15 protein-coding genes and 1 riboswitch are annotated in these 12,718 nt (G+C 72.5%); of the genes, 5 read left to right on the top strand and 10 right to left on the bottom strand.

Translation table 11 applies throughout. The features are described 5' to 3' along the window. Positions 1-186 precede the first annotated feature (186 nt). Both AB0C73_RS07630 and AB0C73_RS07625 read left to right on the top strand, forming a co-directional pair. Positions 187-789, top strand: a complete 603-nt coding sequence (locus tag AB0C73_RS07630) for a DUF308 domain-containing protein (RefSeq protein WP_362525838.1) — start codon at positions 187-189, stop codon at positions 787-789. A 116-nt stretch (positions 790-905) separates the two neighbouring features. Next, positions 906-1,940 carry an NAD-dependent epimerase/dehydratase family protein gene (locus tag AB0C73_RS07625; protein ID WP_362525835.1) on the top strand — a complete coding sequence of 345 codons (1,035 nt, stop codon included), beginning with the start codon at positions 906-908 and terminating at the stop codon, positions 1,938-1,940. Positions 1,941-1,998: 58 nt separating this feature from the next. Here the strand turns inward: AB0C73_RS07625 and AB0C73_RS07620 are convergent, their stop codons facing one another. From AB0C73_RS07620 to AB0C73_RS07585, 8 genes are all read right to left on the bottom strand, one after another. Next, positions 1,999-3,573 (bottom strand): alpha/beta hydrolase, encoded by a 1,575-nt coding sequence (locus AB0C73_RS07620; protein WP_362525832.1) that lies wholly within the window; start codon positions 3,571-3,573, stop codon positions 1,999-2,001. A 205-nt stretch (positions 3,574-3,778) separates the two neighbouring features. Next, positions 3,779-4,555, bottom strand: coding sequence for an urease accessory protein UreD (locus AB0C73_RS07615; RefSeq protein ID WP_362525829.1), 777 nt, complete (start codon positions 4,553-4,555; stop codon positions 3,779-3,781). Then, complete coding sequence (gene ureG / locus AB0C73_RS07610; protein ID WP_362525827.1) at positions 4,543-5,235, bottom strand: urease accessory protein UreG; 693 nt, start codon at positions 5,233-5,235, stop codon at positions 4,543-4,545. The genes AB0C73_RS07615 and ureG overlap by 13 nt, the downstream gene beginning before the upstream one ends. A gap of 26 nt (positions 5,236-5,261) precedes the next feature. Then, the gene (locus AB0C73_RS07605; RefSeq protein ID WP_362526365.1) at positions 5,262-5,936 is read right to left on the bottom strand and encodes an urease accessory UreF family protein; all 675 of its coding nucleotides are present in this window, start codon (positions 5,934-5,936) and stop codon (positions 5,262-5,264) included. Between the two features lie 15 nt (positions 5,937-5,951). Further along, entirely contained in the window at positions 5,952-7,673 is a 1,722-nt protein-coding gene (locus AB0C73_RS07600) for an urease subunit alpha (RefSeq protein WP_362525824.1), read from the bottom strand. Further along, entirely contained in the window at positions 7,666-8,019 is a 354-nt protein-coding gene (locus AB0C73_RS07595) for an urease subunit beta (RefSeq protein WP_362525821.1), read from the bottom strand. The genes AB0C73_RS07600 and AB0C73_RS07595 overlap by 8 nt, the downstream gene beginning before the upstream one ends. 14 nt (positions 8,020-8,033) lie before the next feature. Further along, positions 8,034-8,336: an urease subunit gamma gene (locus AB0C73_RS07590; RefSeq protein WP_309549753.1), complete on the bottom strand. Its 303-nt coding sequence runs from the start codon at positions 8,334-8,336 to the stop codon at positions 8,034-8,036. Positions 8,337-8,513: 177 nt separating this feature from the next. Then, positions 8,514-8,798, bottom strand: coding sequence for a type II toxin-antitoxin system Phd/YefM family antitoxin (locus AB0C73_RS07585; protein ID WP_362525818.1), 285 nt, complete (start codon positions 8,796-8,798; stop codon positions 8,514-8,516). 56 nt (positions 8,799-8,854) lie between these two features. On the opposite strand from AB0C73_RS07585, the gene AB0C73_RS07580 reads away from it, so the two are divergent. The 3 genes from AB0C73_RS07580 (at position 8,855) to AB0C73_RS07570 (ending at position 10,812) form a co-directional block, all read left to right on the top strand. After that, positions 8,855-9,505 (top strand): ATP-dependent Clp protease proteolytic subunit, encoded by a 651-nt coding sequence (locus AB0C73_RS07580; RefSeq protein WP_362525815.1) that lies wholly within the window; start codon positions 8,855-8,857, stop codon positions 9,503-9,505. Positions 9,506-9,512: 7 nt separating this feature from the next. Further along, positions 9,513-9,818 (top strand): hypothetical protein, encoded by a 306-nt coding sequence (locus AB0C73_RS07575; RefSeq protein ID WP_362525812.1) that lies wholly within the window; start codon positions 9,513-9,515, stop codon positions 9,816-9,818. A gap of 394 nt (positions 9,819-10,212) precedes the next feature. Continuing rightward, a riboswitch (cyclic di-AMP (ydaO/yuaA leader) is annotated at positions 10,213-10,332 on the top strand. A gap of 3 nt (positions 10,333-10,335) precedes the next feature. After that, the gene (locus tag AB0C73_RS07570; protein WP_362525809.1) at positions 10,336-10,812 is read left to right on the top strand and encodes a C40 family peptidase; all 477 of its coding nucleotides are present in this window, start codon (positions 10,336-10,338) and stop codon (positions 10,810-10,812) included. A 27-nt stretch (positions 10,813-10,839) separates the two neighbouring features. Here AB0C73_RS07570 and AB0C73_RS07565 read toward each other — a convergent pair whose 3' ends face one another. Both AB0C73_RS07565 and AB0C73_RS07560 read right to left on the bottom strand, forming a co-directional pair. Further along, a complete protein-coding gene (locus AB0C73_RS07565; protein WP_362525806.1) occupies positions 10,840-11,274 on the bottom strand; it encodes an ATP-binding protein in 435 nt (144 codons plus the stop codon). A gap of 167 nt (positions 11,275-11,441) precedes the next feature. Further along, positions 11,442-12,680, bottom strand: a complete 1,239-nt coding sequence (locus tag AB0C73_RS07560; protein WP_362525803.1) for an 8-amino-7-oxononanoate synthase — start codon at positions 12,678-12,680, stop codon at positions 11,442-11,444. Positions 12,681-12,718 lie beyond the last annotated feature (38 nt).

The following is a 12,718-nucleotide window of genomic DNA, read 5'->3' as shown; positions in this document are numbered from 1 at the left end:
CGGCCACGGAGGCGGCGGCCGTGTACTTCGAACGAAGTAGACGGCGAGCCCGGAACCCCTTCGATTCGAAGGAAAGGGCGGAACTACTTCGTTCGAAGTACGCGGCGCTTCCCGAGGCCGCCGAGACTCCTCATCGAGACACCCGTCTCACACCGTCATTCTCATGATCACCGAACGGGACACCCGATGACTCAGACCACCGCTCCTTCGCGCACGACCCCGACCACCCCCACGACGACGTCCTCCGGGCTCCGGTCGCTCTATCTGATCCGGGTCGCCTTCTCCCTGATCTGGGTGGCACTCGTCCTCACCACCTCCGCCTCGCTCGTGTCGACGGACAGGCCCACGGCGATCGCGGCCGCGCTGCTCATCGTCTACCCCCTGTGGGACGCCGTCGCCACGCTGCTCGAACACCGCATGGCCGGCACCGGCCCCATGGACCGCGTCGGTGCGATCAACGTGACGCTCGGCCTCGCCACCGCCGCCGGGATGATCGGCGCCGCCCTCTCCACCATCGGGACGGCCCTGCTCGTGTTCGGTGTCTGGGCCCTCCTCTCCGGAGCGATCCAGCTCGTCGTGGCGATCCGGCGCCGGCGCACCGTCGGCGCCCAGTGGCCCATGATCATCAGTGGCGGACTGTCCGTGCTCGCCGGTGGCTCCTTCGCCGCCATGTCCGCCTCGCCCACGAGCGGCCTGTCCTCCGTCGCCGGCTACTCGGCCTTCGGCGCCTTCTGGTTCCTCGTCTCCGTCATCGCCCTGAGCGTCCGTGGCCGACGCGAGACGCGTTGACCGCCTCGCACACCCCGTACCCCCCGGGAAGTTCCCGCGAGCGCCACGCTGTCGGCGGATCCGCGCACGGCGAAAGCCGCTGGGCGGCCCCGCCGCCGGGTCGTAGCGTCCCCGTCATGACCAAGGGAAACGCGTTCGTGCTGGGAGCGACGGGACAGATCGGGCGGGCGGCCGTACGGGCGCTCGTCGCGGACGGATGGGAGGTGACCGCCGCCTCGCGCCGGGGCGGCCGGGACGAGGGGTGGCCGGCGGAGGTCCGCACGGTGCGGGTGGACCGGGGCGAGGACGGGGCGCTCGCGGCGGCGCTCGGCGCGGGCACGGACGTCCTGGTGGACGTCGTGGCCTTCGACGCCGCGCACGGACGGCAGTTGACGGGGCTCGCGGACCGGATCGGCTCGGCCGTGGTGATCTCCAGCGCCGCCGTCTACGAGGACGAGCAGGGACGGAACTTCGACACCCAGGACGAGCCGGACGGCTTCCCGCGCTATCCGCTGCCGCTCCCGGAGACCTGGCGGACGGTCGCGCCGGGCGGCCTCTCGTACGGCACCCGGAAGGTGGCGCTGGAGCGGGAGCTGACCGGGGCGGGCGAGAAGCTGCCGACCACGGTGCTGCGCGCGGCGGCCGTGTACGGCCCGTACTGCCCTGGTCCGCGTGAACTCTGGTTCGTGAAGCGGGCGTTGGACGGGCGCCCGGTGCGGATCCTGGCGGAGGGCGGCCGGTCCGTCTTCCACCCCGTCAGCGTGGAGAACCTGGCGGAGCTGATCCGTCTCGCCGCCGCGAACCCGGGCACCCGGGTGCTCAACGGCGCCGACCCCGAGGCCCCTTCGGTCGCCGGGATCGGCGCGATGATCGACGCGGCGATGGGGGTGACGAGCGAGACGATCCTGTTCGACGGCCCGCCCGGGAAGGACTGGGTCGGCTACACCCCGTGGACCACCCCGCATCCGATGGTCCTCGACATGTCGGCGGCGGAGCGGGAACTCGGTTACCGGCCGGTGGCGTCGTACGCGGAGGCGCTGCCCGCCACCATCGAGTTCCTGGCGGCGACGGTCGCGGAGCAGGACTGGCGGGAGGCGTTCCCGGGTCTCGTGAAGTACGGCGTCGACTTCTTCGACTACGCGGCCGAGGACGCCTGGCTGGCCGCCCGCTGACCGGCGGAGGGGCGGCCGCCGTGCGGCGACCGCCCCTCCTTGTGGCGCTGCGGGGGTGTTACGGCTTCGGCGTGGCGTGCGGCTCGCACGTCACGTCGGCGCTGTCCACCTTGCCGGTGAGCAGGTACGTCTCGACCCGCGGGTTGATGCAGGCGTTCACCAGGTTGGTGACACCGTGCGAACCGGCGTCCTTCTCGGTGATGAGACGCGAGCCCTTGAAGCGCTGGTGCAGCTCGACGGCCCCGGCGTACGGGGTGGCGGCGTCGCGCTCGGACTGGACGATGAGCACCGGCGGCAGGCCCTTGCCGGTCTTCACGTCGGTCGCGCGCTGGTGCGGCGCGGCCCAGGTGGCGCACGGCAGGTTCATCCAGGCGTTGGCCCAGGTCATGAACGGGTACTGCTCGTGCAGGCGCGAGTTGTCCCGGTCCCACTTCTTCCAGCTGGTCGGCCAGGGCGAGTCGGCGCACTCGACGGCGGTGTAGACCGCGTTGCCGTTCTCCGCGGAGGCGTTGCCGGCGGTGTCGGTGAGGTCCGCGGCGGCCGAGTCGATCAGCGGCTGCGGGTCGCCCGCGGCGTAGGCGCTCCAGGCCTCCGCGACCGGGACCCACATGGAGTCGTAGTACGGGGCGTTCTGGAAGAAGCCGATGAGCTCGGCCGGGCCGACCTTGCCGCCGAGCGGCGCCTTCTTGGCGGCCGCGCGCAGGGTCGTCCACTGCTGCTGGACCTCGGCCAGGGTCTTGCCGAGGTGGTAGGCGTCGTCGTGCTGGGCGACCCAGGTCATCCAGTCCTTGAGACGCCCCTCGAAGGCGATGTCCTGGTTGAGGTTGGCCCCGTACCAGATCTCCTTCTTCGACGGGTTGACCACGCTGTCCACGATCATGCGGCGCACGTGGTCCGGGTACAGGGTGCCGTAGACGGCGCCGAGGTAGGTGCCGTACGAGACGCCGATGTAGTTGAGCTTCTTGTCGCCGAGCGCGGCCCGGATGACGTCGAGGTCGCGGGCGGTGTTGCGCGTCGTCATGTAGGGCAGCATGTCGCCGCTCTTCTCGGCGCAGCCCTTGGCGTACTCGGCGGCCAGCTTGCGCTGGGCGAGCTTGTCGGCCTCGCTGTCCGGGACCGGGTCGGCCTTGGGGCCCTTGACGAACTCGGTCGGGTCGACGCAGGAGATGGGCGCCGAGTGGCCGACGCCGCGCGGGTCGAAGCCGACGAAGTCGTAGGCCTTGGCGGTGTTCACCCAGAGCGCGGCCTTGGTGGTCACGCGGCGCGGGAAGCGCATGCCGGAGGCGCCGGGGCCGCCCGGGTTGTAGACCAGGGAGCCCTGGCGCTCCTGGGGCGTGCCGGTGGAGCGGGCGCGGTCGACGGCGAGCTTGATCTGCTTGCCGTTCGGCTTGGCGTAGTCGACCGGGACGGTGACCCAGCCGCACTGGATGGGCTTGTCGAAGCCCCAGTCGGCCGGGCAGTCCTGCCAGTCGATGCCGGCCTTGGCCGCGCGGGCGGCCGCGACGGCCGCGCCACGGGCCTCGTCGTCGCTGTCGTGGCGGCTCTGGGCGCTCGCCGGAGCGGCGAGCGCGGTCGCCATGAGCGTTCCCGCTATGAGAGTGCCGGCAGAGCCGAGCACTGCACTGCGTCGCAAGTGGTCCCTCCCCCTCGATGGGCGCCGCCCCCGTGGCAGCGCCGTGATGTGGGTTGTGTCCGGGGGATCCTCGCGTCAATGGGGCCTCTGGTAAAAGGGCGTACACATGTTCTTTGCCGAACCAATAACCGGTGACCGGTGTACCGCTCAGCGGTGAACCCGGAACGGGACGTTCAGGAGCCCCCGGATCAGGGCCTGGCAGGTCCTATGCACACCCCAGGACCTGCAGCGCCTCGTCCAGGACCCGGCGCAGCGCGAGGGCGTCGGGGGCGACGGCGGTGACGAGTGCGGCGGGGCCGGCGAGCGGGGCGAGCACCGCGTGCTCGCCGAGCAGCCGGGTCTCGACCGGCCTGTCCGTGAATTCCGGGTCGACGACGAGGAGTTGACCGGTCGCCCGGTGTCCCGCGAGGACCGCGGGGCCGTCCCAGCCGCCGGGTGCGCCGGGGCCGAAGCCGAGTTCCTGGTCGAGCAGCGGGCGTCCGGCGCGGCGCACGGTGAGCCGGCTGGTGAGGGTGCCGGGCTCCTCGGCGTGCCGGCCGAGGATCTGCTCCTCGCGGAGCACGAGCCGCGCGGTGGGGTCGAGCGCGACGGTGGTGCGCATCCGCAGCACGGATCCGGTGGCGCACACCAACTGTTCGGGCAGCCAGAGCAGTTCGGCTCCGGCGCCGACGGTGAGACCGATGTCGTACGAGGCGGGGGCGGCGGTCCGGCCGGGCAGGGCGACGGTCGCGGCGGCGGAGTCCACACGCAGCCGGGCGCCGTCGCGGACCTCGGCGGTCAGCGCGAGCCGGTCGCCGCCGAGCGGGGCGCTCATCGCGCCGACGACGGTGACCCGGGTGTACGGGCCGGCCGGTCGGCCGGTGGCGCGGGTGCGGCGCAGGGCGAGCGGCCCGTCGCTCTCCAGGACGGGCAGGGAGCCGTCCGCCTCGGCGACGATCCTGGCCGTGGCGGTGAGGTGCGTCCGGTCGTTCACGCGGTCCATGCGGCGAGCCGCTCCCGGACCCAGGCGGCGACGGGCGCGACGCCGTCCGTGGAGCGCAACGAGGTGAAGACGACGGGCAGTTCGCCGCGCTGCTCCTCGGCGTCGCGGGCCATTCGGTCCAGGTCGGCGCCGACGTACGGGGCGAGGTCGGTCTTGTTGACGACGAGCAGGTCGGCGGTGGTGACACCGGGGCCGCCCTTGCGCGGGATGTCGTCGCCGCCGGCCACGTCGATGACGAAGATCTGGGCGTCGACGAGTCCCTTGGAGAAGGTGGCGGTGAGGTTGTCGCCGCCGGACTCGACGAGGACGAGGTCGAGCGGGCCGACGTTCTTGGCGGAGAACGCGGCCTCCAGGTCCTCGACGGCTTCGAGGTTGGCGGAGATGTCGTCGCGGATCGCGGTGTGCGGGCAGGCGCCGGTCTCGACGGCGGTGATCCGCTCGGGCGGCAGGACGGCCTCGCGGAGCAGGAACTCGGCGTCCTCACGGGTGTAGATGTCGTTGGTGACGACGGCGAGGGAGAGGGTGTCGCGCAGGGCGCGGCAGAGGGCGGCGACGGTGGCGGTCTTGCCGGAGCCGACGGGCCCGCCGAGGCCGATGCGCAGGGCCCGGCGGGTGCCGTCGGGCCGGTGGGCGTCGGCGGAGACGGCGCTGAGGTGATCGTGGGAGTGGTCGAGGTGCATGGGGGGCTCCTAGCGGGCGGGAGGGTTCAGGAGGCGAAGAGGCGGACGGGCCAGGCCGCGTGCTGCTCGGCGGTCAGGTCGAGCAGCGGCGCGGACGCGGCGGGCAGCACGTCGAGGCCCTCACGGAGCGCGATGCCGGCGTCCCGGGCGGCGCGGGCCGCCACCTGGTCGAGCTCCGGGGCGAGCCGGGCGAGGACCGCGGTGGCCTGGAAGGGGTCGAGGCCGAGGAGGCGTACGACGGCGGTCGCGGGGCCGCTGACCGTCTCGTACGCGACGCAGTGCGCGGCGTCCTCGGGCCCGAGTCCGGCGGCCCGGGCGGCGGTGCCGAGCACGACCGGCTGGTGGGCGCCGCGCGGGAACGCGGCGGCGAGGGCGTCGAGTTCGGGGCCGGGCCAGGCGGCGCGGGCGGCCCGCATCAGCTGCCGGCCGAGCCTGCGGCTCGTGGCACGCAGGGCGGGCGAGGGGGTGCGGGCGTCGGCGGCCTCGTCGAGTGCGTGGGGGTCGGCGTCGAGGGCCGCGGCGGCGGCGAGGGCGGCCGTGGTGAGGCCGGTGGTGTGCAGCCGGCCGCGGCAGAAGGCCGCCAGGCCGGCGGCGTCCTTCAGCCGGCCGGCCTTGACGGCGGCCTCGGCGCCGCCGGAGTGGGCGTGCCCGCCGGCGGGGAACCGCCCGTCGGCGAGCACCAGGAGTGCGGAACGCGACATGACCATGCGCTCGACTCAGAAGAGGAAGTAGCGCTGGGCCATGGGAAGTTCGGCAGCGGGGGCCGGTTCGACCGCTTCGCCGTCGATGGTCACCGTGAAGGTGTCGGCATCGACCTCGACCCGGGGCAGGGCGTCGTTCTCCCGCATGTCGGCCTTGGTGGTCCGGCGTGTGGAGGCGATGGCGGTGAACTCCTTGTGCAGACCGAGCTTCTGGGGCAGGTCGTCCTCGATCGCCGCCTCGGCGACGAAGTTGACGGAGCCGGCCGCGGCGGCCTTCCCGAGCGCGCCGAACATCGGCCGGGGCAGCACGGGTTGCGGGGTGGGGATGGAGGCGTTGGCGTCGCCCATCTGCGCGTACGCGATCTGGCCGCCCTTGAGGACGACGAGCGGCTTGACGCCGAAGAAGGCGGGCTCCCACAGGACCAGGTCGGCGAGCTTGCCGGGTTCGACCGAGCCGATGAGGTGGCCCATGCCCTGGGCGATCGCCGGGTTGATCGTGTACTTGGCGACATAGCGGCGGGCCCGGTGGTTGTCGGCGGCGCCGTCGCCGGGCAGCGCACCGCGCCGCTTCTTCATCACATGGGCGGTCTGCCAGGTCCGCATGATCACCTCGCCGACGCGTCCCATGGCCTGGGAGTCGGAGGAGATCATCGAGATCGCGCCCAGGTCGTGGAGGACGTCCTCGGCGGCGATGGTCGAGGGCCGGATGCGGGACTCGGCGAAGGCGAGGTCCTCGGGGACGGCCGGGTTGAGGTGGTGGCAGACCATCAGCATGTCGAGGTGTTCCTCGATGGTGTTGACGGTGTGCGGCCGGGTCGGGTTGGTGGAGCTGGGCAGTACGTGCGGCTCGGAGACCACGGTGATGATGTCCGGGGCGTGCCCGCCGCCCGCGCCCTCGGTGTGGTACGCGTGGATGGTGCGGCCGGCGATGGCGGCGAGGGTGTCGCCGACGAACCCCGCCTCGTTCAACGTGTCGGTGTGGATGGCGAGTTGGGCACCGGACTCGTCGCAGACGCTCAGACAGGCGTCGATGACGGCGGGGGTGGCTCCCCAGTCCTCGTGGATCTTGAATCCGAGGGCGCCGCCGCGCAGTTGGGAGTGCATGGCCTCGCGGGACATCGTGTTGCCCTTGCCGAGCAGGCCGATGTTGACCGGGAAGGTGTCCAGGGCCTCGAACATCCGGGCCAGATGCCAGGGGCCGGGGGTGACGGTGGTGGCCTTGGTGCCCTCGGCGGGTCCGGTGCCGCCGCCGACGAGGGTGGTGACGCCGGTGGCGAGGGCCTGCTCGACGACGGTCGGCGAGATGAAGTGCACATGGGTGTCGACGGCGCCGGCGGTGAGGATCCGGCCGTTGCCGACGACGACCTCGGTCTCGGGGCCGATCACCAGGTCGGGGTGGACCCCGTCCATGGTGTCGGGGTTGCCGGCCTTGCCCAGCGCGGTGATGCGGCCGTCGCGGATGCCGATGTCGGCCTTGACGACGCCCCAGTGGTCGATGACGACGGCGCCGGTGATCACGGTGTCGGGGGCGCCCTCGGCACGGGTGACCCGGGACTGGCCCATGGATTCGCGGATGACCTTGCCGCCGCCGAACACCGCCTCCTCGCCCGCGCGTCCGGGGCCGCCGGAACGGTCCTCCTCGATCTCGACGAGCAGATCGGTGTCGGCGAGCCGGATCCGGTCGCCGGTGGTGGGGCCGAACAGGTCGGCGTACGCGGCGCGGTGCAGCTCAGGCACGGGTGCCTCCGATCTCGTCCAGGGCGTTCGTCTCGGCACCGTCGAGGGCTCCGGCGGTCTCCCCGCGCAGTCCGGGCACGACGCGGCGGCCGGCGATCGGCACCAGTTCGACCTCGACGGGGATGCCCGGCTCGAAGCGCACGGCGGTGCCCGCGGCGATGTTCAGCCGCCGTCCGCGGGCGGCGGCGCGGTCGAAGTCCAGGCCGGGGTTGGCCTCGGCGAAGTGGTAGTGGGAGCCGACCTGGACGGGCCGGTCGGCGGCGTTGAGGACGGTGAGCCGGGTGACGGGGCGTCCCTCGTTGAGGGTCACCGGCCCGTCCCCGTACAGGATCTCTCCGGGGATCATGGGTGCCGGCCGCCTCAGACGATCGGGTCGTGGACGGTGACGAGCTTGGTCCCGTCCGGGAACGTGGCCTCGACCTGGACGTCGTGGATCATCTCGGGGATGCCGTCCATGACCTCGTCGCGGGTGAGCACCTTGCGGCCGGAGGCCATGAGCTCGGCGACGGTCCGCCCGTCGCGGGCGCCCTCCAGGACATGGGAGGTGATCAGGGCGACGGCCTCGGGGTGGTTGAGCCGCACGCCGCGGGCCCGGCGCTTCTCGGCCACGTCGGCCGCGACATGGATGAGCAGCCGTTCCTGCTCGTGGGGGCTGAGTTGCACGCTTCCACCTCACTGTCGTCACCGGGCGAGTGCCCCGGACAGCAGCGGACCCTACCGATCTTCAACACTCTGTTGACCTGCAGAGACGGTCCGCCGCGCCGGACATTGCACGTTAGAGCGGAAGTTTTTCCGGCACGTTAACCGGCGCTTTGCGCGTCCATGGAGGTGGGCAGGCGTTCAGGACCGGGGTGTGCCGGGGTCCTGGTGGTGGGCGGCGATGCCGAACCGGCGCTGTTCACCCGTGGCGGACGCGGCACCGCCGAGCCGGGACACCGAGCTGATCACCGGCTCCTCGGCCGGCTCCCGCAGGGCTTCCAGTTTCTCCAGGTCAGCGGCGGAGACCAGGGCAACGAGCGGCTTGCCGTGGCGCGTGACGACCACCCGCTCGTCACCGTAGACGACGCGGTTGATCAGGTCCGCGAGCTCGGCACGCGCTTGCGTCACCGGAATCTCGTAAGTCATGCTCCTCATCTTACGGCCTGTACGTCCTGTACATTTTTTACAGAAGGAGGAGTGCCATGAAGGCCATGAACGGCAGCACGCGGAGCACCATGCGGTACGTCCTTCCGGAGTTCACCGAACGCACGAGCTTCGGCACCCGCACCCTCGACCCCTACTCCAAGCTGCTCCAGGAGCGGATCGTCTTCCTGGGCACGCCGATCGACGAGACCTCGGCCAATGACGTCATCGCGCAGTTCCTGCACCTGGACTACGCCTCGCCCGGGCAGGTGATCAGCCTCTACATCAACTCGCCCGGCGGCTCGGTCAGCGCCATGACCTCGGTCTACGACACGATCAGCACGGTCTCCTGCGAGGTGGAGACCATCTGCCTCGGGCAGGCCGTCGGACCGGCCGCGGTACTGCTCGCGGCGGGCACGCCGGGCCGCCGGCTCGCCCTGCCGGGAGCCAGGATCGTGCTCCAGCAGCCCGCGCTCGACGAGCCGTTGCAGGGACAGCCCAGCGATCTCGACCTCCAGGCGCGGGAATTGCTGCGCCAGCGCGAGCTGATCGCCGCGCTGCTCGCCGGACACACCGGCCGGGACCGGGCGCGGATCGACGCCGACCTCGACCGGATCACGGTGCTCGACGCGCCCGCGGCCCTCGCGTACGGCCTGGTGGACGACGTGATCCGCAGCCGCCGCGCGTCGGCGGCCACCGGGGAGGAGTGAGGCCGCCATGGTGCCGGAGCCGCCGCCGCTGCCCGCCCTGACCCGCGCCGAGGGCGAGTTCGTCGACACGTATCTCGAAGTCCTCGATCTCCTGGGGAGGATCAATCCATCCAGGTCCTCGCATACCTATGGGGCGCTGCGCGCGGCGCAGGCCCTGGTCGGGAGGGCGACGGCGCTCCGGGACGCACTGACACTCATGCATCTGCGGGGCGAGAGCGAGGTGCACGCGGACACATTGGCGCGTGCGCTACGGGTGTTGGACGGCGAGCGGCGTTCCGGGCGGGTCACCGTGCCCGGAGAGAGGGCGAGTTGACAGCGGCGCGTGTCGTGTCGAGGTCCACATGGGGCACGGGAACCGCAGAATCGCTCCCTCGTTCGGCGTAGTCGACGAATCGACATGGATCTCAGGTGAGTTGCGCAACAGGTGTACGCATCTGGCCGAATCCGGCGCTCTGCCCCTGGTGACGGGCTCGTCGGCCAAACCTCCTCAGATCACGAAAGCTGACTGTCCACCCGTATGGATCAGTCGTGAGGAGCCTCACATATCGCCGTTTCAGCTCGGATTTCGCCCTGGCCGTGGGTCAAGATCCCTGTCGACGACAAGCCCCCGCCACCCACGGCGGGGCGGTCCGGGCGGACGCCGAGTCCTGCCGCCGTCCCGGACGACTGGTCGACAGGAGTGGACCGGCAGGAGTGGAGGACCCGAGCAACACGGGCCGCCCGAGCAGTACGGGGCGATCCTCGGGGTGAAGCCGCAGCCGCGGCCGGGCGTCTTCGCCGGTCCGAACCCGACAGGTCATCCTTCGCAGGCGGCTGACGAAGGGTTGCGCATGACTGCGCACATGCATGTCCCGTCCCTGCTGTCCCGGGCCGGAGCCGTCTCGGCTCTCACCCTCGCCGCCGTCGGCGGCACGCTGCTCGCACCAGGAGCGGCGCCAGAGGCCCAGGCGGCGACCTCCTACGCGAGCAAGGCGCTGAACGTCGCCGCCTCGAAGAAGGGGGCACCCTACAAGTACGGCGCCTCGGGCCCCACCCGCTTCGACTGCTCGGGCCTCACGCTCTACTCGTACAAGAAGGCGGGCAAGACGCTGCCACGCACCGCGCAGCAGCAGTACAACAAGACCCGCCACATCTCCTCGGGCAGCCGGCAGGTGGGTGACCTGGTCTTCTTCCACTCCGGGGGAAGCGTCTACCACGTCGGGATCTATGCGGGAAACAACAAGATCTGGCACTCCCCCAAGACCGGCTCCTGGGTGAAGCTCGACAAGATCTGGACCTCGAAGGTCTTCTACGGACGGGTGCGCTGACCGGCAGGGTGCGACGAGGGCGGTCGGTCAGGCCCGGGTCAGCGCCGCCGTCCACGGCAGCGTGATCCACACCGTCTTGCCGCCCTCCGCCGTCGGGGTCACCACCAGTCGGCCGCCCGCCTCCTTCGTCAGGAAGCGGATGATCGCCATCCCTCGCCCGTTGTCCTGCTGCACCGCCGCCGGCAGGCGCCGGGGCCAGCGGGGGTGGCTGTCGGTGACCCCGATGTGCAGCTGCTCGTCGCGCTCCAGGCGTACGTCGACGGTGAACGTGGGCGACTGCCCGAAGGTGTGCTGCACGGCGTTGGTCGCCAGCTCCGAGACGATCAGCCGGATCGCGTCCGCGGTGTCGGTCGCGTCCCCGAGCCCCCAGGAGGTGAGCACCTCGCCGACGTACCTCCGCGCGGCGGAGACCGAGGCCGGGTCGCTCGGCAGTGTGACGGTTGCTTCCTGCTGGTCTGCCATGCGACGCCGTCCTTCTCCCGCCGGGCGACGACGCCCGGACTGCATGCGCGTCAGCCTGCCACCGATGTCACCGCCCCGGGCGGCGATCCACCAGATATACGGATATCTGTCGCCCGAAGCGGTGAACCGCACAGACGCTTGTACGCGTGGCCGTACACGGTCCGGGCTCAGAGCGCTCCGGGCGGCGCGGTCCGTACGATCGTGGCCACCGCCCGCTCGATCTCCGCGTCCGTGAGGTCCGCGCGGGCCGTGAGGCGCAGCCGGGAGATGCCGTCGGGGACCGACGGGGGCCGGAAGCAGCCCACGCCGAGGCCGAGTTCGCGGCAGTCGGCGGCCCAGCGCAGCGCCTCCTCCGGGCCCGGCGCGCGCACGGACACGACCGCCGCGTCGGGCCGTACGGCGGAAAGACCGGCGGCGGTGAGCAGCCGGTGCAGGGTCCGGGCGACCGTGCCGGCCCGGGCCGCGAGGGCCGGTTCGGCGCCGATCAGGCGCAGGCTCGCCAGGGCGGCACCGGCCGCGGCGGGGGCGAGGCCGGTGTCGAAGATGAAGGTGCGGGCGGCGTTGACCAGGTGCTCGATCACCCGGGCCGGGCCGAGCACGGCGCCGCCCTGGCTGCCCAGGGACTTGGACAGGGTGAGGGTGGCGACCACGTCGGGGGCGCCCGCGAGGCCGGCCTCGCTCAGCGCGCCGCGCCCGCCCTCGCCGAGCACGCCGAAGCCGTGGGCGTCGTCGACGACCAGGCCCGCGCCGTGCTCGCGGCAGACGGCGGCGAGTGCGTCGAGCGGCGCCCGGTCGCCGTCCACCGAGAAGACCGAGTCGCTGACGGCGAGCGCCGGGCGGCCGGGGTGCGCGGCCAGCGTCTTGGCCACGGCCCCCGGGTCGGCGTGCGGCACGACCGCCGTCTCGGCCCGGGCGAGCCGGCAGCCGTCGACGAGGGAGGCGTGGTTGCCCGCGTCGGAGACGATCAGGCCGTCCGGTACGGAGAGCGCGGTGAGGGCCGCGAGGTTCGCCGCGTAGCCGGAGGAGAAGACCAGGGCCGCCTCGAAGCCGCAGAACGCGGCGAGCTCCTGTTCGAGGCGGGTGTGCAGCAGGGTCGTGCCGGTGACCAGACGCGAACCGGTGGCACCGGCGCCCCAGCGGCGGGCGGCCTCGGCGGCCGCCTCGGTGATCTCGGGGCGGTGGGTCAGGCCGAGGTAGTCGTTGCTGGCGAGGTCGAGCAGGTCCGACTCGGCGGCCCGGGGCCGCAGGGTGCGCACCAGGCCGGCCGCCGCGCGCCGCCGGGCCGCCGCCTCGGTCCAGTCGAAGGCGGCCGGGCGCGGGCCCTCGCCCGTGCCCGCGGCGGGGGCCGGCGGGCCTTCGCCCGTCCCCGCGGCGGGGTCCAGCGGGTCCTCGGCGTACGGCGGCATGACGGATCCTTTTGTAGGCAGCGCACAGACCCTAGCCG

The sequence above is a fragment of the Streptomyces sp. NPDC048623 genome (assembly GCF_040650755.1).
Lineage (GTDB): Bacteria > Actinomycetota > Actinomycetes > Streptomycetales > Streptomycetaceae > Streptomyces.
Note: the sequence above shows the minus strand (reverse complement) of the source record. Positions and strands in the feature narration are given on the sequence as shown.